Annotated in this window: 31 protein-coding genes; 1 reads left to right on the top strand and 30 read right to left on the bottom strand. The window is 40.1% G+C overall.

Annotation, left to right across the window (positions count from 1 at the left end; all coding sequences use genetic code 11):
- Positions 1-10: 10 nt before the first annotated feature.
- The 21 genes from PCAR9_RS10905 to PCAR9_RS10805 form a co-directional block, all read right to left on the bottom strand.
- A complete protein-coding gene (locus PCAR9_RS10905; protein WP_179983615.1) occupies positions 11-802 on the bottom strand; it encodes a PhzF family phenazine biosynthesis protein in 792 nt (263 codons plus the stop codon).
- Positions 792-1,169, bottom strand: a complete 378-nt coding sequence (locus tag PCAR9_RS10900; RefSeq protein ID WP_179983614.1) for a DUF3703 domain-containing protein — start codon at positions 1,167-1,169, stop codon at positions 792-794. Before PCAR9_RS10900 ends, PCAR9_RS10905 begins: the two co-directional genes overlap by 11 nt.
- A 14-nt stretch (positions 1,170-1,183) precedes the next feature.
- A complete protein-coding gene (locus PCAR9_RS10895) occupies positions 1,184-1,552 on the bottom strand; it encodes an MmcQ/YjbR family DNA-binding protein (RefSeq protein WP_179983613.1) in 369 nt (122 codons plus the stop codon).
- A 96-nt stretch (positions 1,553-1,648) separates the two neighbouring features.
- On the bottom strand, positions 1,649-1,918 hold the full coding sequence (locus PCAR9_RS10890) for a hypothetical protein (protein WP_179983612.1): 270 nt from the start codon (positions 1,916-1,918) through the stop codon (positions 1,649-1,651).
- Between the two features lie 1,790 nt (positions 1,919-3,708).
- Entirely contained in the window at positions 3,709-4,248 is a 540-nt protein-coding gene (locus PCAR9_RS10885; RefSeq protein ID WP_179983611.1) for a TlpA family protein disulfide reductase, read from the bottom strand.
- Between the two features lie 211 nt (positions 4,249-4,459).
- The gene (locus PCAR9_RS10880) at positions 4,460-4,696 is read right to left on the bottom strand and encodes a hypothetical protein (protein ID WP_179983610.1); all 237 of its coding nucleotides are present in this window, start codon (positions 4,694-4,696) and stop codon (positions 4,460-4,462) included.
- A gap of 173 nt (positions 4,697-4,869) precedes the next feature.
- The gene (locus PCAR9_RS10875) at positions 4,870-5,085 is read right to left on the bottom strand and encodes a hypothetical protein (RefSeq protein ID WP_179983609.1); all 216 of its coding nucleotides are present in this window, start codon (positions 5,083-5,085) and stop codon (positions 4,870-4,872) included.
- 105 nt (positions 5,086-5,190) lie between these two features.
- Positions 5,191-5,769, bottom strand: coding sequence for a DUF6624 domain-containing protein (locus PCAR9_RS10870; RefSeq protein WP_179983608.1), 579 nt, complete (start codon positions 5,767-5,769; stop codon positions 5,191-5,193).
- A 152-nt stretch (positions 5,770-5,921) separates the two neighbouring features.
- On the bottom strand, positions 5,922-6,161 hold the full coding sequence (locus PCAR9_RS10865; protein ID WP_179983607.1) for a PspC domain-containing protein: 240 nt from the start codon (positions 6,159-6,161) through the stop codon (positions 5,922-5,924).
- Between the two features lie 276 nt (positions 6,162-6,437).
- Entirely contained in the window at positions 6,438-6,980 is a 543-nt protein-coding gene (locus PCAR9_RS10860; RefSeq protein WP_179983606.1) for a DinB family protein, read from the bottom strand.
- 120 nt (positions 6,981-7,100) lie between these two features.
- Positions 7,101-7,448 (bottom strand): hypothetical protein, encoded by a 348-nt coding sequence (locus tag PCAR9_RS10855; RefSeq protein ID WP_179983605.1) that lies wholly within the window; start codon positions 7,446-7,448, stop codon positions 7,101-7,103.
- Between the two features lie 106 nt (positions 7,449-7,554).
- Positions 7,555-7,887 carry a hypothetical protein gene (locus PCAR9_RS10850; protein ID WP_179983604.1) on the bottom strand — a complete coding sequence of 111 codons (333 nt, stop codon included), beginning with the start codon at positions 7,885-7,887 and terminating at the stop codon, positions 7,555-7,557.
- 464 nt (positions 7,888-8,351) lie between these two features.
- Positions 8,352-8,705 carry a hypothetical protein gene (locus PCAR9_RS10845; RefSeq protein ID WP_179983603.1) on the bottom strand — a complete coding sequence of 118 codons (354 nt, stop codon included), beginning with the start codon at positions 8,703-8,705 and terminating at the stop codon, positions 8,352-8,354.
- Positions 8,706-8,827: 122 nt separating this feature from the next.
- Entirely contained in the window at positions 8,828-9,394 is a 567-nt protein-coding gene (locus tag PCAR9_RS10840) for a flavodoxin family protein (protein ID WP_179983602.1), read from the bottom strand.
- A gap of 99 nt (positions 9,395-9,493) precedes the next feature.
- Positions 9,494-9,859, bottom strand: a complete 366-nt coding sequence (locus PCAR9_RS10835) for a hypothetical protein (protein ID WP_179983601.1) — start codon at positions 9,857-9,859, stop codon at positions 9,494-9,496.
- A 58-nt stretch (positions 9,860-9,917) separates the two neighbouring features.
- Positions 9,918-10,421, bottom strand: a complete 504-nt coding sequence (locus PCAR9_RS10830) for an arsinothricin resistance N-acetyltransferase ArsN1 family B (RefSeq protein WP_179983600.1) — start codon at positions 10,419-10,421, stop codon at positions 9,918-9,920.
- Between the two features lie 81 nt (positions 10,422-10,502).
- The gene (locus PCAR9_RS10825) at positions 10,503-10,892 is read right to left on the bottom strand and encodes a hypothetical protein (protein WP_179983599.1); all 390 of its coding nucleotides are present in this window, start codon (positions 10,890-10,892) and stop codon (positions 10,503-10,505) included.
- A 646-nt stretch (positions 10,893-11,538) separates the two neighbouring features.
- Positions 11,539-12,282: a class I SAM-dependent methyltransferase gene (locus PCAR9_RS10820; protein WP_179983598.1), complete on the bottom strand. Its 744-nt coding sequence runs from the start codon at positions 12,280-12,282 to the stop codon at positions 11,539-11,541.
- A 413-nt stretch (positions 12,283-12,695) separates the two neighbouring features.
- Complete coding sequence (locus tag PCAR9_RS10815; protein WP_179983597.1) at positions 12,696-13,184, bottom strand: hypothetical protein; 489 nt, start codon at positions 13,182-13,184, stop codon at positions 12,696-12,698.
- 115 nt (positions 13,185-13,299) lie between these two features.
- Positions 13,300-13,659 (bottom strand): hypothetical protein, encoded by a 360-nt coding sequence (locus tag PCAR9_RS10810; protein WP_179983596.1) that lies wholly within the window; start codon positions 13,657-13,659, stop codon positions 13,300-13,302.
- A 165-nt stretch (positions 13,660-13,824) separates the two neighbouring features.
- Complete coding sequence (locus tag PCAR9_RS10805; RefSeq protein WP_179983595.1) at positions 13,825-14,286, bottom strand: hypothetical protein; 462 nt, start codon at positions 14,284-14,286, stop codon at positions 13,825-13,827.
- A gap of 779 nt (positions 14,287-15,065) precedes the next feature.
- Here PCAR9_RS10805 and PCAR9_RS10800 point away from each other — a divergent pair.
- Positions 15,066-16,220, top strand: a complete 1,155-nt coding sequence (locus PCAR9_RS10800) for an IS110 family RNA-guided transposase (protein WP_179983594.1) — start codon at positions 15,066-15,068, stop codon at positions 16,218-16,220.
- 412 nt (positions 16,221-16,632) lie between these two features.
- Here PCAR9_RS10800 and PCAR9_RS10795 read toward each other — a convergent pair whose 3' ends face one another.
- The 9 genes from PCAR9_RS10795 to PCAR9_RS10755 all read right to left on the bottom strand — a co-directional run bounded on the left by PCAR9_RS10795 (position 16,633) and on the right by PCAR9_RS10755 (position 22,363).
- Positions 16,633-17,163, bottom strand: a complete 531-nt coding sequence (locus PCAR9_RS10795; RefSeq protein WP_179983593.1) for a hypothetical protein — start codon at positions 17,161-17,163, stop codon at positions 16,633-16,635.
- A 568-nt stretch (positions 17,164-17,731) separates the two neighbouring features.
- Entirely contained in the window at positions 17,732-18,010 is a 279-nt protein-coding gene (locus PCAR9_RS10790) for a hypothetical protein (RefSeq protein ID WP_039235234.1), read from the bottom strand.
- A 136-nt stretch (positions 18,011-18,146) separates the two neighbouring features.
- A complete protein-coding gene (locus PCAR9_RS10785; RefSeq protein ID WP_179983592.1) occupies positions 18,147-18,326 on the bottom strand; it encodes an antitermination protein NusB in 180 nt (59 codons plus the stop codon).
- 199 nt (positions 18,327-18,525) lie between these two features.
- Positions 18,526-18,885 carry a DUF2147 domain-containing protein gene (locus tag PCAR9_RS10780; protein WP_179983591.1) on the bottom strand — a complete coding sequence of 120 codons (360 nt, stop codon included), beginning with the start codon at positions 18,883-18,885 and terminating at the stop codon, positions 18,526-18,528.
- 959 nt (positions 18,886-19,844) lie between these two features.
- Positions 19,845-20,174 (bottom strand): hypothetical protein, encoded by a 330-nt coding sequence (locus PCAR9_RS10775; protein WP_179983590.1) that lies wholly within the window; start codon positions 20,172-20,174, stop codon positions 19,845-19,847.
- A 123-nt stretch (positions 20,175-20,297) separates the two neighbouring features.
- On the bottom strand, positions 20,298-20,660 hold the full coding sequence (locus PCAR9_RS10770) for a hypothetical protein (RefSeq protein ID WP_179983589.1): 363 nt from the start codon (positions 20,658-20,660) through the stop codon (positions 20,298-20,300).
- A 127-nt stretch (positions 20,661-20,787) separates the two neighbouring features.
- Complete coding sequence (locus tag PCAR9_RS10765; RefSeq protein ID WP_179983588.1) at positions 20,788-21,171, bottom strand: hypothetical protein; 384 nt, start codon at positions 21,169-21,171, stop codon at positions 20,788-20,790.
- 108 nt (positions 21,172-21,279) lie between these two features.
- Positions 21,280-21,642 carry a hypothetical protein gene (locus PCAR9_RS10760; protein WP_232091176.1) on the bottom strand — a complete coding sequence of 121 codons (363 nt, stop codon included), beginning with the start codon at positions 21,640-21,642 and terminating at the stop codon, positions 21,280-21,282.
- Between the two features lie 262 nt (positions 21,643-21,904).
- Positions 21,905-22,363 carry a nuclear transport factor 2 family protein gene (locus tag PCAR9_RS10755; protein ID WP_118494447.1) on the bottom strand — a complete coding sequence of 153 codons (459 nt, stop codon included), beginning with the start codon at positions 22,361-22,363 and terminating at the stop codon, positions 21,905-21,907.
- Positions 22,364-22,412: the final 49 nt, after the last annotated feature.

Raw genomic sequence — 22,412 nt, 5'->3', positions numbered from 1 at the left:
CTTTAAATTGTTAAATAGTAATATAACCTTCAAGGTAAGACACCGCTTGGCCTGAAATAAGCACGCGGTCGCCTGTCACTTCACATTTTACTGTACCACCTCGTTTAGATGCTTGATAAGCCATAAGCTTTGACCGCCCAAGCACTTTTGCCCAATAAGGCGCCAGCCCAGTGTGAATTGAACCGGTTACCGGGTCTTCATCACCGCCGTTCGCAGGCCAAAAATAACGGGATACGAAGTCAAATTGAGTACCCGGTGCTGTCACTACCACATCATAGGGCGCAAGTGTTTTCAGTTGTTCGCTGTCTTGAATTACACTTAAAACGTCGTCTTCGTCGGAATAAACAGCAAAATACGCTTGATCATTTTTCAAAATGCTTTTGGGTTTTATTGAAAGCCCTTGTAGTAACGCTTCAGGCACGTCATCAACAGGGTGAGGCATTCTATTAGGGAAGTCCATTTGAATGAAACCGTTTTCTTTCTTAACGACTTTCATCATCCCCACCGATTTAGCGAAAAACGAAATGTGCGGTAGTTGATAATTTTCGCTAAAAATAACAAATGCAGAAGCCAGCGTTGCATGACCGCAAAAGTCGATTTCTGTTATCGGGGAAAACCAACGTATACCAAATACACCGTTATCGTCTTCTACTAAAAATGCGGTTTCTGAAAGGTTATTTTCAGCAGCGATTTCTTGCATTTTTTCATCGCTAAGCCATTTACCCGTTATAACTACAGCTGCAGGGTTGCCTTTAAACCTTACACTAGTAAATGCATCGACAACGTTAATTTTAATTTTCATTCGAACGCGCTTTTTTTATGATCGTATTTAAGTTTGGTTTAATTGGCATTGCCTTAAATGGGCTAACGTTAGCGCCACCTGTATTTCCATGAGGTACAAGCCCAAAAACAGTTTTTGTGGCAGCACCCGCAATTCTTAAAAGCTGACCAAAAAACTCACCAATATTGCCTTGTTTCACTGCCCATAAAAGCACTTGAACGTGTACCGCTACGTGCAGTCTTGTAGAGGCTTGACCAAGAACGTGGGCATTTTCTAAGTGTGAAAAAGCACACTTTTGGTTGTTTTGGTTTTGCATTTTATGAGCGTGCGCTAGTTCTGCTTCTACATATGGGCGAATATTGCGCGTAAAGCCTTTTGCTTTGAACATAGGGTAGGTACCTTTTACTGAGATTGATTTAAACCAAGGGCTTTTTGCATCTTTTTGGTTAACCCTAACGATACTAGCTTATATGATGCGCTTAGATAATACTCTAACGCTTCATCTTCATCGTTCTCACAGTTGTATTGCTGTATCCACTTCATACCACGACTAGCAAGATAGGGCGCTGGCCTATAGCCAGGCTTTTCTTCCAGAAAATAATAGTTTTGCTCTGACGTTTTAAAGGTAAAAGCAGGGTGCCCGTCTTTGCCAATGTTCCCTATAGCAAAAACTTTCCCACCTATCTTCCATACATCTGAATTTCCCCATTGAACAACATGGGTAGTATGGGGTAGCGCTTTGCAAAAGAGATTGAATTCATCAAGGGTCATATCATTCTATTTATTGAAGAAGCTGACTAGTGGTTATTGTGCTTCTAAACTTGCTTAAACAAACTGTTTTTCAAATCACGTACATATTAAATGGCATCAGGTTACACCTAATAGCTTTGCTGCCAGTAGTGCCAACGATATTACAGCAATAAATATTTGTAAAAAAACTAATTTAGGTTTTGGCTTCTTTTCCGGCACCAAAAATTGTTTGATGTTCACCTGAGTAATCAAAAACAGCATTGAGATAAGAAGCATAGATATAGCAGCGAATGGCTTGTCTGCTTGAAAATAGCCAGCAGCTAAATAGATTGGAGCTATTGCGAAGAAAGTTAGGATAATCCTAGCCGGTATTTCATTTTTTATCATAATACTTCCTTGTGTTGGTATGAACACTGTGCTTCACCGTAATGCTATAACCAAGCAGGCGTTGAGCTTTGTTTCAGCTGCTAAGCCTTAATAGCGTCGATGACGAGTAAATAAATTCTGTCATCATTTATATCTACAGTTTTAACAGCAGTTCCTAACGATGTGTTATACGACAATATAAAACTATAAGTAACCAGCACTTTTATATTTCCCGGTCATTCGGGCTTTTGAGTGAAGCCTCCCAAGAAACGAGCGCAGCAAATAGAGCAGATACGGTCAATATAACTATAGCAAAAACAAGAGTAATCACTCCCAATATGTACGTGTCCCCATGATAGGTTTCTCCTTGACCGCCAACCGGTACAATTGGAAATATATAATTATAAATTTCGGAAGAAAAAGCTAAAAGGGCTACACCTATAAAGAAATAACCGGCATAAGCTAACAAACGCGCAACAAATAGAATTATGCCTAGGTTCCTGGGCTTTAAATTAGAGTAAGGTATCAGTTTCATCATAAGTCTTTTACATTAACTTGTTGTGCGCTATCGCTTTCAGTAAACGACTGAGGCAGTGCGGCATATCATCAAATTCAGTGAAGCCGTTATTCATGCGTCTGTCTTTGTTAATAGGCTGCTACGCGTGCATTGCTGCCATCAAAAGAAGATAAAATGTAGCAATATCACTGCTCCCATCAAGAACATATTCAATAATCTAAACCTTTTAAACTGTCTTATTTTTTCATCGGCCACAGTCGAAAAAAAACCTGTTTTGAATGATTCACTCAAATTTGCATTTGTCACTGACCACTGAGACCCACCTAAAGAGTTACGGGATAATTTCCCCCATTCTTCTGGGTAGGTGAAAGATAAATATTTACACATATCTCTAAATTTTTTTATTTGAAGAAAAATAAGTATAGATATTAGAACTAAAGGGATGAAACTTTCCATGTGATTGTAACCTCCTGTGCGCACGACGCTTAAATAAAGGGCGCATATATTAATTCTGTCTTTAATCAAAGCGATGCATTAGAGCCGCCGCTTTCGTGTCCCTGTGATACTGCGAGAAACTTACTTAAATTTTTATAACGCAGTTTTTCGAGAGATACTACAACTTATAGATTGGTTTATTTTGTATTGAAAGTAAATGACATGAAAAAAGCTGCTCAGAAATGGGTCTAGCCACAAATAATTGCCTTTTGACGCTTTATTTACCCTATTAATTCTATTTCTAACTTTGATAATCCATACAATATGGAAAACTGCGGATATTAGATGAAGAACCTTAGCCGTTACTAGTAACGCTGCTGGTGCAGGGAACAGAAAATAGTAAGCAAGCCCTAGTAACGAAAGTATGTGAATCGAAATTGCACTGGATGTAAATGCCTTTGAAATGTGACTTTCCGATGTTGAATTCAGTATTTCGGATAACTGCCACAGGCGATAAACAACGTAAGTTCCAAATGAAAAAACGCACAAAGCTAGAACCGCTACTATCGATTTTTCTTTAAACAAACTATTTATTTGTGGCATTTCTTCATCCTTGAATTAATCGTTTAAATATCAGTGTGGTCTGCTGATAGTTTTTCAAGGCTGAGAAAGTTACATAGTTAGTTCTTTGTTTTGCACTTCGAAGTTGAATTCGCGTTACATTTACTTGGCACGTTATGTTTCGTTATTAAATTTCCCAGTATAGCCAATAAGTTTCAAATTCTGGGCGCCCGTTCGTGGGCATAAAGGCGAAGACGACCAAAGGGGACTTATTCGAGTGGACGAACTTGCCTACTTGTTAAATACCACTGGCTTTACTTATAGAAGCGTTTTGATTGATGAGCGCTGTCCATTGGTCAAAGGATTTTACTCTTGAACCGCCTTCAATAAGTATTCCTTGTGCATCTATCCGAATAATATGAGGCAGAGAGCTGGTAAAATTAGCGAATAAGCGCTCTTGAAATGCTAACTCTGCGTCAGCAGATTTCCATACCTCTCCAGTGTAGCCAGTTCTTTCTAACATTCTTTCTAGACTAGCCCAATCCTCGTCTAAAGATATTGCAACAACGTGCACAGTTGGTGGGGTAGTTTCGATTGCTTTGTTTAAGTTCTCTAGCGCTTCATAACACGGAGAACACCAAGATGCGAAAAAGTAAGCGACTACAGCTTCGCCTTTTAGGTTTTGGAAGGTAATTGGTTGTTTATCTAAAGTATAAAAAGTGTGTTCTTGAACAGGCTTTCCAATAAACGCTTTAGATGCAGCAATTTTCTCTTCGTATGTCTGACTCCAAGAGCTGTTTGAGAAAATAAGCAATAATAGTAATAAACCCTTCTTCATAATGACCTCCTTACTGTCAACGTATATAACTTTCTAATAGCGAGCGCCTTTCGCGTGCTATATTCCAAGCAATTGCGGCCTCTAACAACACAAACGCGAATAGATAAATCAAATATTTCCCTTTGACTGTGCGACTCGTAAAAATTGTTGGCATATAACAACCTAGCTCAAGAAAACAGTAGGTTGACTAGGTTGTTATTCAAAGAGCCAATTAATTCATAGAAAGAAGGCTACGAGGTTTAAGCTCTAAATTACTCTCCAAGCTTTCTATTTTTAAGAGAAGATCTTGATTAGCTTTGCTTGTTTGCTCAATTTGACTCTGAAGCTTGTCTACTTTGCCATGTAAAGTACTATTTGCTTGATTTTGCTGATACAGGATAAAGGACTGCAAGCTTATTACAGATGTAAAAGCAACGGCTGATAAAACTATTTTTGTACGGCTTTTCATAGAACTTCCTTATTTGAATAGAGCTTTTAGGTTACCAATGATTTTCTTATTTTTCACATTTATTCGTATAACTTTATAATGATGGAGCACAATAGCGAATCCGCCACGAGTGTATGCGCCCTAGCAAACAATGCTATTGTAAATTAGCATGTTATTTGCAGGCGAACTACAAACTAAAACAGTAAGTTTTTTAATAACTCTGCCGCTTTGTATGCAAAGACAAAAATGAAAATTAACTCTAATATTTTAGGAGCCTTTGAATGTTTGTTTTTAACCCATACAAACGCAGGTGATGTTTTAGCTTGTTTTAAATAACCACCAAAGAAAGCTATTCCGTAAGCGCAAACAACCATAATAATCAGGCAATTTAATAGTGTGGCAGTATTCATAGTACCTCCATGTGTATATGACGCCTGAGTTAAGGCGCTATTAATGCCTGGCTAAACTGTGTAGCAACGTGGAACTGAGCCAAGCTCTAGCAGTCCCGTAGCTATTCACTTCACTGGCAATCCATAAGCCTCTGCAACTACTTTCTTGTATTTCTCCAATGATGGCAGTCCAACTTCTGCTCTTCTGTGATTTACATTCTCTTGGTCTAAAATTGGTTCGAAAACTAATTCGCCACCTACAATACTTAGTTGGGTGCCATATAGTTGTGGTTTATTCTGATAGATTAAAACCCTGTCTGTTAGTAAGGCAAACTCTTGACCCGTGACGCCTTCGCCATTCAAGAAGGATTGTTTTAAAAGTGGAAGCATGCTTTGCTTGAATTGGTAGTCTGGCGAATGTTGAACAATTAAAAACGCGGCTGAAACGCCTTCACTACCAACTAAATCTTGAGTAACCCATGAATGTTGTTTAACGATTTCTTTTAGCCTATTGGTGTTTTCTATATCAATACGCTTAATTTTTTCGAGCAAATCAGCTGGCGCTTTTTTCCATCCGGCTGTACTTATCTCATTTCTGACTTCTTGATCTGCTTTAGCCATAGATACTAGTTCTTTTTGTAGCTCTATATTTGAAGCAGCTAAGCAGTTAAATGACAAGAATATAATTAATAGAGATATACGCATTTTTTGAAATCCTTTTAGTATTGTTCTTACACACTAAAAATAAACATCCCTGTTAAGTGCATGTCACTTCGTATTCATATGGGCTGACAAGGACGCCATATTTTGTCCCAGCTAGCTCGCTGACGACATAATTCTTGCTAACTGCTTTTTCCTTAACGACCACTTTGTCTTCGTAGCTGTCGAGCCATCGCCTGAGTTGTTGGGTACTTAGGTAAAATTAGCCACAAAACAATATATAAAAAAACTGGTAAAACAAAGAAAAAGGAAGATATAAGAAACGCTATCCGAAGCCCCGCTTTACGGAGTCCATAATATTGAGAAAGACCTGAGCATACACCTGCGATAATGCCGTGTTCCCCGCGAGTGAGAACTGAGAACTTCCTATGTGGCATAAAACCTCCTGTTTCATGAAGAAAAAATCTTAGTAACCAGCTTACAGATTACAAGACACAAATGACAGCTAGCAAACTAAAAAACTAAGCGCAGACTCGAAGTAGACGCTTGTTTGTTTTAATAGAGTACTCATAAATAAGTCTCTACTAAGGCAACATCAGAACATCAGTGGAGCTGATTTCTGTTTATGAGTACCTAACTTTTAAATGATAAGAGCGAATGTTTGTGGAATATCGGCAAAACCGCTGCATGTATGTGTCCCTTCGCGAGCCTTATTATACTTCATACGCATTGGGTATTTTCGCCAACAAATCTGTGACACCTAAATCTATACCAGACTGAAAAAGCAATGTAGAAATTTGACCTCGATGATGAGTTTGATGGTTAAAAAAGTGTTGTATGAGGTGCGAAAAAGGCTTTTTGAAAGGGACGCCATTTGAATTTTGATAGGATAAATCACTGTCCAAAAGCTCATCGCTGAGCTGATTAACAAACTCCAGAATTACGTCATCTAATCGGTTTCTTTCATTTTTTAGCTTTGCAAAGTCGCTAAACAGTATTGAATCGAGATTTTCTGGTAATGGCGTCATTGCGAGGCTATGCAATGAACTAAAATTTGAGGGATGAGACGCAAATCGTTTTAGCCAAATGACATCGGCGACTAATATATGATTAAGGGTTCCGATAATGGAACCAAAGAAAGCGCCTTTGTTTTCTGAAAGTGAATCTCTACTTAAATGTGACGCAGCCGAGTAAATGGACTCATTTATCCATTTATTGTACTCAGCCATTAATTTGAAATTGCTTTTCAAAGACATAATCTGAACTTGGGCATAACTTTAAAATAAGGGGCGTAGGCACGTAAGGCATAATGGCGAAACCGCGCATGAATTTGTGCCCCAAACCGCCTGCGGGCGACATAACTTTGTTGTTAGGTACTATGGAGCAAAAACAACAAAAGCAGCCCTAAGTAAAATAATAAAAACACCATAGCCTAGAAGCGAAATAGAACGCCTACGGCGTTTAGGCAGTAGCTCTTTTACAACAACTGTATCGTCCTTTTTTAAAGACGCTCCCCAGATAAAAAACCAATATACACTGAGCGCATAAGAACTAGAACCGATTTGAACGGTAGCGTTATGCCTAGGCCAGAAACAAAAATACTTAGAGTAAGCAATAGTGCCACCGATCTTCACTTCAAACTTTGTGGTAAAGCGGTCATAAGATACGCAAACCATATTATCAGCTACGATGTGTCGATGTTTTTGAAATCTTTCGAAGCTCATATCCGTGAAGCACCGAATGCTGAGCTTTGGCGCGCAGACGAAGGCGAGAACCGCGAAGTACCCAGGTAGTGTCTTAGTGACTGCAGGGAATGACAATAGCGCATCGTTAACGGCCGGCCCATATAACAATAAATGTCCCCACCGACCATAGACCAATGAACGTATAAAAAAACGCCAGCGCGGTGTTAAACCCGAGAACAGTATTCCAAATTAAGCCATTAAAATTATGACGCTCTCTAGCTTTTTTTCTTAAAAGAATAATCGAGGTTGGGATTAACAAAATTGCAGAGATTAATGCTAAAAAAAAGACAGAAAGAAGACCAATCCCAAGCGCCACTGAGCCTTGCGCATCAGGTGAGTCTAGTCGCTGCGCAAAAGACATGTAATAGGTAAAAGCTAAAATTGATATGATTAATCCGAAAATTTGAGTTACTTTCATACGACTCTATTTTCCTGGCTGCTAACGGCTCGAACAAAGGGAAAAATACGCGGCTACAACACCAAACGAAGTGTAGGGAGCCCAGGTGATTTTGTCCTTGGCAAGCGCAGCAAGCGTTAATGTGCTTGTGATGTGCGTGTAGAAAGCAGTTTTTTGTTTTGTATCATCTTATATGAAAAGTAGATAGTAATAAAAGGGCAAATAAACAGCGCTTTGTATGAAAAAGTGACTGGGTATGTATTTGGTAAACATAGTCCGATAGCGATAGCAAAAAGAAACGAAGTAATGCCTAAACAGCTGAAGATCAAAAGTGAATAGAGTGCAATTTTAAGCAGAGTGGAGGGCATTGGAAAAATTGCTTTTTCAATGAGCTTATACCCCGTAATGAAGAATACAATTGTTACCAAGTTTGCAAAAAATAGTTCCATTTAAACATTCTCTAGCACTTCCGCTTGAGCAGCTTGTTATAATGACTTTTCAATAGGCTTTGAAATTTCCTGTCCGCCAAATATAAAAGCTAACATAAACGTTAACTCATCTAATAGCCATAAATTAGCTAATCCCGTTAGAAGCAATACAATTATTAAGGCAATACCAGGTATAAAAAATGTGAGAAAACTATTTTTCCTTTGGCTTGGGAACAGTGTTAAGTACAAAAAAGCTAAAACAACGCCGCAAAAAGCTGATAGCAAATAAGGCATTAAGTTGATAGGGGTTATCTCGACTTCTGAATAAAAGCCACGCATGAAAAAAAGCGTTAATGCCATTACAACTGACATTATAGTTGCTGATTTTATATTTTTCGGTGTAAGAAGCATAGTGATGTTCCTTATCGTTATAGCACTAAGCTAAGGGGGGAAACGTAAGTCGAAAGTAGCGAAGCCGCCCTGCGTATATGTGTCCCCGCGCCCCGCGAAGCGAAGAGCGTCTTGCGCGTTCTTTAGATTTCATTGTTAAACTTTTCTGCATAATCAATAACTTTTCTAGCAAGATAAGTCGCGGTTTTTAAATCTATTTCGTTAACTGAACCGTCCAAGCTTTGCGCTGTAACACCTGAATGACAACCTAGCCTATTTACGCCTTTTGCTGTGTCGTGATAAGTGGCGTCCAGATTAACCCAAAGCATTCCGTGTTGACTGGCCAATACCTGCATGTATGCAAGTGAGGATGACTGATCTCCATTGAGCCCAGTGCCTGACGTAACACCCGCGGCTAGCTTACCCGCCCACTTTTGTTCAGCCCAGAAATCACTTGTGGCGTCGGCAAAAGCTTTGAATTGAGCGGATACACTGCCCATGTAGGTTGGTGAGCCAAAAACGATCGCATGGCATTTATGTAATTGTGAAAAGAGGTCGGGGTTTTGAAACCGGCCATCTATAATCTGATTGCCTTCAATCTTGTGGATGATGAGTTGACAACCATAAGCTTCAAGCTCTGTTATTACAGCTAGCATTAATTGGCCGGTTACGTCTGTGTTAGTAAAATAAACAAGTCCGATATTTAACATTGTACTAAAATTCCAAAACTACCATTGAGAAACGTAACTTTTAAATAAAAGGCGATAGCACGTAGGGCATATTTTTTGTTATGTAATATTTCCAATACATCAACTTTTGTCATGGCCTAAATCCAAGTGCGCAACTATGTAGCCGTATTGCTTATCGGTGATTTTCTCTTGCTCATGTAGCGATTTTGCTAATTCGAAGCTCCATTGCTTACCTTTAGGTGGCTTCGGAATGGATAAGTCTAATTCGAGTAGTTCTCTTCGAATTACAGTATTACCTTTTTCGGCTGCCTGTTTTGCACAATAACTTAAAATGTACTCGACGGCATATTTGTCTACGCTAGGTTCCCAAGTATATTCCACTTCACAAGCGAATTTGGTCTCTCCTTCTGGAGTCATATACTCTAAGCGACCAGTCGTGCAACCCGCTAGTAACAAAAGAGAAAAAGCTATACTTGAAAACTTCACCTTATTTTTGATTTCCTTTGGTCACATAACCTTTACGAAGTGAGTGGCTTGTTTTTTGTTAGGTACGCAGTTTCAACTGCCAATAGCCGACGTCCAACCACTTATCAAACTTAAAACCGACATTGCTAAAGTGAGCAACTTTTTTCATACCCAGTTTCTCGTGCAATGCGACACTTGCAAGATTTGGTAGCGTAATGCCTCCGATTACGGAGTTTACGTCAAGTAAATTCAAATTCTTAAGTAATTCGGTGTATAGAAGAGTTCCATAACCTTTACCGTGATGCTTTTCGGAGACGTAAACTGAAGACTCTACAGAAAATCTGTATGCAGCTCTCTCTTTCCATTTGGTCGCGTACGCATAACCGACGATAGAACCACTGATTTCCATAACAAGCCACGGAAGATTGGAACTACGTGATTTTTCTACTCTATTTTGAATGTCGGTGCTTGAAACGGTAGTTTCTTCAAACGTAACAGAGGTATTTGAAACATAATGGTTATATATTTTTTCGATACTTTCATAATCTTCAGGTTGAACTTGCCTAATCAATTCATGCTCCATATGTCAATTAACCTCACAGTACCTAATGCCAGCATATAAAAAATGTCCCAAAGAGCGCCAGTGAACGCCAATATGCTCTTGTTAGGAGACCTCACCTGAAACATCCTTTTTTCGATAACCAACTTTTATTGCAATGAGCATCACCGAAACAGAAATAATAAAATCAAAATATAGTGTCGGAGAAGTATATATTTGCTTCATTGCCACGGATAAAAAAACATTCAGAATCATCGCACTGAATATATAAACGATAAATCCATGGCTATATGGTTTCGAATTCAAACCTCTAGCAAAAGACCAGTAGGTTAAAAATGAGCTAATGCCAACCACTGGATAAGAAAATATCAAATAGGCAGTATCAAAAGAATTAATCTCTAGTCGTGCCAATAAGAGGTAGATCCCTGCGGCACAAAACGAGGGAATCAAAACATTCAGCGGTATAAACCAAAAAATCCTTTTAACCTGATACATACCTTGGTCTCCTAACTTTTAAATAGGGGGCGCAGGCATGTAGGGCATAATGGCGAAGCCGCCCTGCGTATATGCGTCCCAGCTAACGCCGTGAGTGCCAACAGTTGTTTGTTAAACACGTACCTAAAGCGATCTCGAAATTTGTTTGCACATAGATACGTCATTAGCGCTAGCGCTACTATATTTTTCGCCATTCTTTCTGAAAACTAGCCGACAGGTTTGGCTTCTTCCATCTGGATCGAAAGTTGATTTTGGATTATCCAATACTATCCGCTTATTTGCAGGGTAAACAAAGTGTAATTCGATAGTCCCACTCCCTTTGTTATGAAAAGCGTAAAAAACGTCAAGATATTGTTTGTAACCATAGTATGTACACAATATTGGTACCACAGGAGAAAACAATATGATTTTATATAAGCTCAAGGCTGTATCGTATTTAACCTTATAAATTAGGCCAACAACAACACTTAAAAATGCCGCTACAATGGAGACATTTCTGATGACCTCAAAATGGAAGAGAGGTATAGCAGGATCTGTTAATGTGATATCCATGACAAGTGTCTAACGCTTAACATTTAGGGATTTTAGGAGCGCTTTTCAGCGAGTAAAATTCCCACATAATATTTTTCTTAAGTGCGTTTTAAAATTATATTTCGGTCTTTTTAAATCTATAAGCAAAACGATCTTGCAAACCTTCATAATCACCCCACGGTTTAGTGTGATCATCTTGCTTGTTTCTGAGCACAGATGTTTGGCCATCAAATACAAAACCCGCTTGCTCCAGTTCTGATTTGACGAAATGCTCTCCAATCCGGTGAAGATCGCTTATATTAGTCAAACCCGAATCCGGCTTAGCTGCGTTGTCTAATATAATCAAGCTTCCACCTGGCTTTAATGCATCCATTAAACTAGTCAATAATTCATCACTCATCTCATTATTTAGATAGATGTCATGCAGAACAAAAAAAATGATGATTGCATCCAATTTATTGGATTGAATTTCGTTTTCAGCAAGCACTTGCGCATGTTCATTTAAAGAGTGCTTACGAAGTGAAATAACATTTGACAGTCTATTGTTTTCAAGACGTTCTTTGTTATAAAGAAAGTGCGCATATACTTTGCCAGATTCGCCAACTAGCCACGATAGCAATTCTGTTGTGTAACCACCACCTGCACCAAGCTCGAGAACTTTGTCGCCCTTTTTTATCTGAGTAAAAGGAAGAATATCTAACGGTTTCCGCTTTTGATCGTATGCGAAGTCTGCTTTTAGCCTTGCAGGGTTATTGATCGCTGCATCATATATGTCATTGGCACTAGCTTTTGAGAGCAATGAAATGCTCAGTATCAGAAGCGATACAATATGAAAACGCTTAGTGTGTCTAAATTCCATTTATTACTCCATATTTTGATTTGGCAAACAAAGCACTTAACTTTTATATAAGGGCGATAACGCGTAGGGCATAATAGCAAAGCCGCCCCAGGGAGCTTGCGACCGACTACAGCGGCTTGTTATATGCTCTTGATTGCTTACCCAGTAACTTTGTTTTGTTTAAGTTCGTGAGACTTTTCAGCGAACCCCTTGTTAACACCTTCAACAAATGGCCCTGCGGATAGAGATAGAAAAAGACAAAATGAGCCAAGTAACATCATATTCCGGTTATTTTTCCTGTACCCGAAACTGATAAAACAAACAAAAAAGATAAAAAGAATAACTTCAAAATAAAACATCATAATTCCTTTTTTTGCAAATGAAGTGATGGGCATATAACGTCCCGTCTTAAGTGGCTTGTTAGCCATACTTTGTTACCAAACCTTCCACCAAGGTTTTTGTATACCTGGGTGAGTTATTTTTAATAGTTGAGGTTCACTTTTATTCCCAGATCGAGATACAGCAATAATCTGAACCAAAATATTTATGGGTTCTTGTTCCTCATAACTCCCGTCTAACCAAAGAAAACTAAATAGCTTTTCATTTTCCATAAACTTCGATGGTACGACAGGGGATTCGTAAAAAAGCTGATCTTCAAATTCACCTTCAACAATTTTAAAAATATAACCTTGTTCATGAGAGGGTAAAGTCTCTAGTTTTAAATTGATAAAGCCCGCATCAGAACATGAACCATGATTTCCATCATCTGTTCCTCTGTGGATTGAATCAACTTTAAAAGTTGGTGTAGTAACTTCATCTGAAGAATTTTCGGATATTACGAAATCATCAAACGCTGGAGCAAAGGAACATGCTGCAGCCTTAAAAGCTAGGATATTTAATACCAATAATAGAAAACGACTCATAACTTCCTTGTTTAGCTAACTTTTAAATAAGGGGTGATAATACTTAGGGCATAATAGCGAAGCAACCCTGCGAGTGAGCGTCCTAGCGACCGAAGGGAGTGCCAACAGCGTTTTGTTAGCTTTGTTCTTTGACACTGCGCAATGCCACGTATAGTAATACCCAAATAGCAATTACTGCAAAGTTGGTAGAAAACGAACTATCTCCAATTGACCAAGATAGAGTAAATTGAAGTCCAGTATTGAAATAGAATGACAGGCGCTCAGTTTCAAAACTGAAAATCTGAAAAACATAAAACCAAGTAGAAAACCGTAATGCTTTAAAGCTGTTTTTGTAGACGAGAATGCAAATAAGAGCGTTCACCAATAAGATAAAAATCAAGGGAAGAAAAGCGAAATTACTTGTTAATTTATCCGGTTGAATAGCGAAAAAAAGAGCAATCACGCTGAATAAACCGACCACCGTATTAATAGCCATGACCCAGTATGCAAGCTTTGTGAATTTAGTGTGGCTAAAGATGAACTTACCTCTCAGAAGCTAACGCAAGGCTAACGGGCAATAATACTGCGGTAAAGTGCGCAGCACCGCAGTGTTATTGTCCCAGTGACCGCAGGGTAAGAGTTGAGCGCCTTGTTATATACCTTACTTGCCATTAAACAAAACCGCCGCTTCGTAGACCAGTTGTTCATATTGTTTTTTGGTTATAACACCTGAATCCAATTGTTTTCGAGCTTTTTCCGCACTTAATATATATTCGTATTCTATAGCAGCTAAGATATAACCATACTTCTGCTCGGAGAGATGGCCTGATTTATAGCTTTCATACGCACTCCGTTTGTTCCATGTTTGACTATTGGGTGGAGAAGGTAAGCTATAATCGTTTTCTAATATAGTTGGGTCGGATATGACCTTTCCGTTTTCAAGGTGCCCTTTAGCACAAAGATATAAAATGTAGTCAACGGAGTCTTGTACGCCATGCAAATGCCAATTGAATTCAGCTGTGCAGGAGTCTAACAATTCACCTTCTTTACTCAGGATGTCTACTCTACCTTTTGCGCATCCCAAAAGGAGCATAGTTGAAAGAATGACTAAAAATAACTTCATATTTTAAATACACATAACGCCCAACTTTGGGGCACAAATACGTAGGCTAAAATAAGGAGCGAAGCGACGGGAGCCTACGTGTTTGTGTCCCAGCGAACGCAGTGAGCGCCAACAGTTGTTTGTTAGCAGCCAATGCAACTCAAACCTTGTCGATCTTTAAAATTCCGTTTTCCTGTTTAGGCAGGAAAACAATAGTCACACACTGTCCGTTTTTTATAAAGGTGTTGTGATTCCGATTAGCAAAAAAGTATTGTTCCGTAGCGTAATCGTTATATTTAAATTTTACATTTGAAATAACGAACATTTCTTCCCTGCTGTTACCTCGTATTATTTTATGGTCGGTTATACACCCCGATATGATCTGAGTCTGGTTGGTCAAAATAGCATTTTGGACGTTATGAACTCTTAAGCCGTTTAGTAGTGATGTGGTAAAGGCAACTAAAAATATGCTAAATGCAATAACTACGATGTGTTTAGGCTTTAACTTGGTTAAAGTTGAGAGCGACTGTAACAGAGTCGTGAATTTGAAAGTCGCAACAAGGACTGCGGCAGCGATTAACAAACCAATTGAATTGAAACTAGCGCTGATAGACTCCACGTTACTTAGGAAGTAGGTGCTACTTGAAGGTTCTAACATCGTACTAATTTTGAGTTCCTAGACTTGGCTACTAGACACAATGACTCCCTGTAAAAGTGCTAGCCCCCGCATTTTCGTGGGTTAACTTTTCAGCCAGAGCCATAATTAGTTTGTTCAATACTAAATCAATTTGGAGGCTAGCATGAACAAACATAGCATGATTTTTATCGGGTTGGATACGCATAAAGAGTTTCATGAGGTTGCTTATTGTGAAGAGCAGCGTGGCGCGACGCCCGTTCATTATGGGCGTATTCCCTCGTCTAAGGTCAGTGTCAAAAAGCTAATTCGCCAATTTGAATCGAAGTATCCTGGCGCAACACTTCACGTTGTTTATGAAGCTGGACCGTGTGGTTACTGGATTTATCGGCTGATTACGAGCTTGGGACATCGTTGCTACGTCGTGGCTCCATCTCTTATTCCCAAAAAGCCAGGAGAGCGAATTAAAACCGACCGCCGAGATGCGCTTAAGCTCGTTAGGTCACTAAAGTCTGAAGACCTTACACCCATCTATGTGCCCGAGCCGGAAGATGAAGCGGTTCGTGATTTATCACGTGCTCGTGAAGCGGCAATGAAGGATTTAAAAGAAGCAAAGTACCAGCTTAAAGCCCTACTGCTGCGCAACAACATTCGTTATGAGGGTACAGCCAACTGGTCGAAGAAACACCTTCGCTGGCTCACTGAATTAATATTGCCTCATCCGGCCCAGCAAATCGTCTTGCAGGAGCAACTACAAACTATAGAAGAGCGTATCCGGCGACTGGAAAGGCTCGACAATGAGTTAACCCACCATGTGCACCAATGGCGTTATTATCCGGTGGTGAAAGCCGTTCAGGCGATGCGCGGTGTTCGATTGCTCGTTGCTGTTGGCGTGGTAGCAGAGCTTGGCGATTTAAACCGCTTCGACCATCCAAGAAAACTCATGGCATATTTAGGTTTAGTCCCCAGCGAACAGTCATCAGGCGGAAAGCGGCACTTAGGTGCTATTACTAAAGCGGGAAATGGCCGAGCAAGGCGTTTACTGATTGAGGGGGCGCACAGCTACCGTTATCCGGCTAACGTCTCTACTGAATTACAGTTAAGGCAGGAAGGCTTACCTAAAGACATCGTCGATATTGCTTGGAAAGCACAGCTGCGTCTGTGCAAACGCTATCAGCGCATGAGTAAAAAGGGTAAACACTACAATTTAATCATCACCGCGATAGCCAGAGAAATGGCGGCATACATCTGGGCTATTGCAAAGGAAGTGGTACTCACGCCGGTAAACCCAAAATTAAGACTAAGCCGAGTACCTGCATGAAAAACGAGTTTGAGCTAACACATTTGGATCAGGCCGCGGGATGTGGCACAACCTACGAGGGCGTTATGATGGCAACAACCTAACGGTTGTTGAACCACGAACCTAGACTGATGAGAAGGTGCTACGGCGGAACATGTAAGGTCAGCTCTGCTTATTTATTGAATAAGTAACCTACGAATACCAGCATAATAACCGACGACATTACTGCCTCATCCGGTGCGTTAGCTCATTTATTTTGAGTAATAAAGAATACTAATTGAGGGCTGAAAGAGTGTCAGGGAAGCGCTCGTTCAGGGTTGACAAAGGGAGTCATACCAACGCTTAAATATGGGGCACAAAAAGGCAGGCTATAATGGCGAAGCCGCCTGGCTGTTTGTGTCCCAGCCCGCCTGCGGGCGACATAATTTTTTTGTTAGCTATCAGTCTCGAATTCGATTGTAGCATCCTCGAAAATCGGTACGAAATCTTCGGTATTTTTTAGCTTTAAAAGTATTGATAAGTTAACACTTTCGAGATCGGGCGGTAGTTTTTCAAACCCCGAGTTGACAGAGAAAGCAAATTTTCCGCCACTACTATTCGTCAGCAATTGCTGGACTTCTTGAAAACTTTTAACAGATTCTGCGTTCAAATTGAAAGTATATTCTATTTTGGCCTCGTCAACACTAAGCCAGCCTTCTTTGGCTGGAATAGAGCGTCTTTCAATTAACGACAATGGAAATTTATAAATTCTATTTCCTAGGTCAGTTTCTAGTTCAAGCCCTAAATCAACTTTCTCAATATCAATTTCGACAGGCTGATCGATTATGACCTTTGCTTTGATGTCTGCGGGTTCAAGGGCAACAAAATCACTCTTTTGAAAAGAACTGAATTCTAACATTGTACTCAGCGGGATACTCGCACATCCACCAAGAATAAAAACCATTAAAAAACAAACTATCTTCATTTAAAACATCCTTGTGATGGCTAACATTAAGCAAAGCGGCGCAGTTGCGTGGGGCATTATGGCGAAGCCGCCCCGCGTAAATGCGTCCGAGCGACCGAAGGGAGTGGTCTTAAGCGCCTTGTTATAAGCAGAGCCAGTTCCTTTGGTCTTTTTAAAAACTGTTGAAGCCAGCATACGATTGATTGTTAACACAGACAAGAAAAACGACTGTGCATTGATGTTTTTTATTTGACTGAAGCTAGCCGCCATTTGAACTGTCAAACGCATTGGCGCTTGTAAACGTAGAATAATACCTTGGCGATAAAGCGCCTAATGCGCAACCTTTGAATTGAAAGCGGCGGATTTAAACCTGCCACAAGCCAGAGCGGTGCTAATGAAAACAGGTGAGGGTAGTTGTACTGGGATTTTTATGAAGCCAAACGCAGTTTAGGCTGACGCCTTATAACACCCCACTAAGGGGCAGTAACACGTAGGCTAAAATTAGGAGCGAAGCGACAGAGCCTACGTGTTACTATCCCAGCGAGCGAAGCGAGAGCCTTGAGTGGTTTGTTATGCACGCACCAATACATCATACCGCTAGCGAAACTTCAAACCAGCTATATGAAACTTGCTTAGTTAACGGTGTTTCATAAATCAGAATTTCCACAATTTCGCCTTCTTTAAATTTGTTTGGTATTGGTAAAAACCTTGAAACACCTGCTGAATTCTCTATTTCTATTCCGTTTGAGTTAGTCGATATGATCCTGCCTTTAACTGTTTCTTGAATTCGGGGAGAGTCATATAGATATATCCCACAAATGAGAACTAAAGCACCGAATGAATACCCGAGGGCTTTTTTGAGGTTCACTATTTACTTTTCCTTGTAGTGCATAACTTTTAAATAAGGGGCGCAGGCATGTGGGGCATAATGGCGAAGCCGCCCCGCATGTATGCGTCCCAGCGAACGCAGTGAGTGACTTAATTTTTTTGTTAGGTGACATTCCCTAAACATCACCCTTGGGTAAGACAACAAGTAAAAAAGTAGCCACAGGTCCTAGAAAAATAGAGATTAGAAACCAAATTAGACCGCTGCGGCATTTGGACTGTGCTAAACCAGCATTGATCAAAGCCAGTGTTCCCCACCCGACAAAATACTGGCTGCTATTTGCAATTCCATCTGACATTACCATTTCCTTGTGAATTGAGACTGTTTGAGATTATAAAATGTATAGTTAAAACTACATGACGCTATGTTGCAAATCAGTGGCACATAACTTTTAAATAAGGGGCGCAGGCATGTGGGGCATAATGGCGAAGCCGCCCCGCATGTATGCGTCCCAGCCCGCGCAGCGGGCGAGCTTGATTTTTTTGTTATACACAAGGCTATTCCTTAACAAGCTTAAGCACTTCACTGTTTTCTGAGTCGAAGACAGATAGCGATGTGCTATTTAACTTGATTGTAACGAAAATATATTTGTCTTCGTAGCCATTGTACATTTCCCCGACCCACTCAGTTTCTGTTGATTGAACAATATTTTTGATGATCGTGAGGCCAGAGTTTTGTTTATGAGTCTGGTGTTCTTTAACACTTGCTACACCAGTTGTTAAATTGAATTCGATTAGAGCTGGTTTTGTTGCCTGTTTCCAAACGCCTTCTATCGTTGATGAAGCAAATGCACTCATCGTTACTAAACAAGTGCCTATAAAAGCAAAAAATAGAAGAGACGTTTTGGTTTTATTCACTTTAATCTTCCTGATGTTGCGCATTGTGTATAACTTTCCAATAACGGGCGCAAACATGTGGGGCATAATGGCGCAGCCGCCCCGCGTGTATGCGTCCCAGCGAACGAAGTGAGTGAGTTGATTGGGTTGTTATGTGCTTTCACCTTAGTTGAGCTCCACACTTTCCGCACTTTTTAGCAAACAGCTGCACCCCAGGGTTTCCTGAAGCACGCGGTATCGAGTTGCATTTAGGGCATCGATACCATGTAAAAGTAGCAAACATAAAACCTAGCACCATGATGACGAAAGGAAAACCGGGATTTATGTATACGGACGAAAAAGAATTAATAACGACTACAACGGCAAAAGGGAGCGCGAAAACAAGCAAACCCCCTAAGAACTTTTTCTCTCTTGCTGCGAATTCAGTTTTAATTTTAAAATCTGGCATAGTCTAGCGGCACATAACTTCTAAATATGGGGCGCAAACACGTGTGCAATAATGGCGAAGCCGCGCACGAGTTTGCGTCCCAGCGAGCGGCAGCGAGTGACATAATTTGTTTGTTATGTAGCGTTTTAAAAAAGAGCATGCCAGATAAATCCGTAGAGCACAAAAATCCCGAATATTTGAAAATACTGTGTTTTGCTTACGCTACCACTTCTAGCAGACATGTAGCCAAAGTGTGTTACAACCATAGCCATAACTAAAGGGAGAAGGTAAAAAAACATCCCGGGTTGATAAATTTTAGGAGATGGCTCAGATGCATGGGTAAAGATTGAGAGTACATACGTGAGAAAAAACAACTGAAATGCTAGGTATCGAGGAAGAGTACCTATGACTAGTTTATTCTGCATTGTGAATGTCCATATCCTTCAAGCTACATAACACCCCAAGAAGGGGCAATAACATGTGGGCTATAATACGGAACGAAGTGACGGGAGCCCACGTGTTATTGTCCCGCTTACTTGGTTTGTTATGTGGTCTACTGCGTAACCATATAAGTCTCGGCAAATAAGAACCAGTCCTTTTTGTACATGCATTCTACGATAAACGCATATTGGACATTTTGACTAGGTAATTGATTATCAACTAAATGATCTTTCATTTCACTTTTACAGAGTGCAAAGTCCTTTTTAGCTCCGACTATATTGTCATCGACAGGGGGAATTTCAGTGTTTCTAACCCAATGAGTAACGTACCCAAAATAGTCGTAGTTATCCTGATACGAGAAGCTTAATTCTACTTCTTTAGGCTTGGTCGCCGTGCAACCGCACAAAACAACTGCAAGCAAAATGTTAATACATCTAGTCATTCTCAATTGCCACATAACTTTCCAATAACGGGCGCAGACATGTGGGGCATAATGGCGAAGCCGCCCCGCGTGTATGCGTCCCAGCGAACGAAGTGAGTGAGTTGATTGGTTTGTTAGGTGCGCTCACGCCAAGACCCCATTTAGCAGCATACTAGGCATAAAAAAGTAAAAAGCCAAAAAGCCCGAACTTGTAAATAGAAGTGCGACGGCACAAAAAGAAGCTTGAACGAAGAATACGGAAGGTTTAGCAGATGCACTATGCCTAAAAGCTACTACTGAAGTTTGTAAACATTCTTTAATTGCTTGGTATTTTGTTGAGAACCAAGAAATGATGGGAGCTAGGCTAGCAAAAACGAGAGCAAATGCGATTTCCACACCGCCTAATTGGACTAAGAAGGCTATCTCTGGCAAAACTGCCGCCGCAACAACCATTGCGATACCGATAACTGCGCGTTGTAGATTAGTTAATTCATTCCATGATTTCATTATTTTTCCTTTTAGCACCTAACGGCCCGCATAACGGGCAAAAATACGTAGGCTATAATACTGAGCGAAGCGAAGGGAGCCTACGTGTTTTTGTCCCAGCGAGCCCGCGAGCGAGTTTATGCGTTTGTTAGCTGCAATTGCTCAAATCGACATTAACATAGTTGATAACTTCGTTTGAATCTCCTTTAACAACAGCTCCAATACAAACTTTTGTGCCGGGATATAGCGGCTTGAAGCTGCCAACGCCATACGTCTCGCCTTTGTAGTTTACTGCTGCATAATATGGATAACCTACATATTTCGAGTATATTCCTTTTCCTATTCTCGGCGCACTCCATTTCGGAAATTCGATGACTTCTGCTGGAAAGTGGTTTCTTATTTCAACTTGCGGAGTTTTATACTCGAAGAGATAAAGCCCGAATAAAGCTAAAGGCAATACTATCAACGTCATTGTTGCAATAAGCCTTACTTTGACTTTGGTTTTTATTCTGACTTTGTATCGAGTTTCCATTTTGCAGCTAACTTTCCAATAACGGGCGCAAACATGTGGGGGCATAATGGCGTAGCCGCCCCACGTGTATGCGTCCCAGCGAACGTAGTGAGTGAGTTTATTGGGTTGTTATATGCCTTGTTTATTAAACCTGATGACATCTTTGTGTAATCCATAAGACATGCTCAATCCAAGCGTATCGTTAAAATAGAACTGAATATATCCATTATTGAGCCTAGCTTCCCAGTTACTGATATTGTCGTAGCGAGAAAGGTATAGATTTACTTTTTTCTGTCTCCCAAGGTTCCAAGACCTTCCAATGGGATCGTCGTACCAAGAACTTGAAACAATGCCATCCGTTTCATAAATAGCTACATTGTAAGCTGCATTTGAAACTTTATATTGCCTTTCCTCTTCGGACTCAAAAAAGACGGGGCTGCCAATCTTTTTTAATATAGCCAATCCATCTTCTATTGGAATGCCTAAAGGCACGTGAGGGCTTTTGAGTTTTTTAAACCAGATAATGTCCGTATTCCTTTGGCATATAACAATTTAGTGTCCGGAAAAAATCCTTTATGCAAAGTGGAAAATATCCGTATATCAGTATTGTGTTGCTTTAAGTTATCACCCTAAAACAACACATTAAACAAAAAATAAATGTATCTGAGCTTAAAAGCCGGAAAACATCCTTTTTATTTTTACTTATCGTAAAAATAGTGGGTGCTGTATATAAGTACAGTATTTACTTTATTTGTTATAAATAGGCGTCAGGGTGAATTTTGTTTACCTTCCATTCGCCATCTTCTTTTATCAAATCTAGGCTTCGAAGGTCTTCTACTTTGTCGCCATTATAGTTTCCGCTCAAAAATACGGTAATAGTGGATTTCTCTGAAAATTCGTTTCTACCAATCTTACCTGCACTTTGCGGGGTTACGGTTACAGTGTCGTACTTTAAATTAAGCAAATGTCGTTGAACGTTACTATTGGTGTGGTATCGCGTTAGTATGCGCGACATTTTTTCACTGGATAGGCGTATTGCTGTGTCAAGATTATCGTCTTCGTAAACACTTTTTAGGAACATAACTGTGGTGTATTCAGGTGTGCTTTCGTCAAGCATGCCATACCGCCCAATTCCTTCTTTTTTCTCACCACAAGCCGATAAAATCAAAACTGTAAAAAGCCCTAATAGGGCGTACCACATACGCGTTTTCATTTGGGTTACCTTAATATAAAGAGGTCCGTTTCTTATTGATAGTTTCATA

Source organism: Alteromonas macleodii (assembly GCF_903772925.1).
GTDB lineage: Bacteria > Pseudomonadota > Gammaproteobacteria > Enterobacterales > Alteromonadaceae > Alteromonas > Alteromonas macleodii_A.
This window is presented reverse-complemented; position numbering and strand designations above follow the sequence as displayed.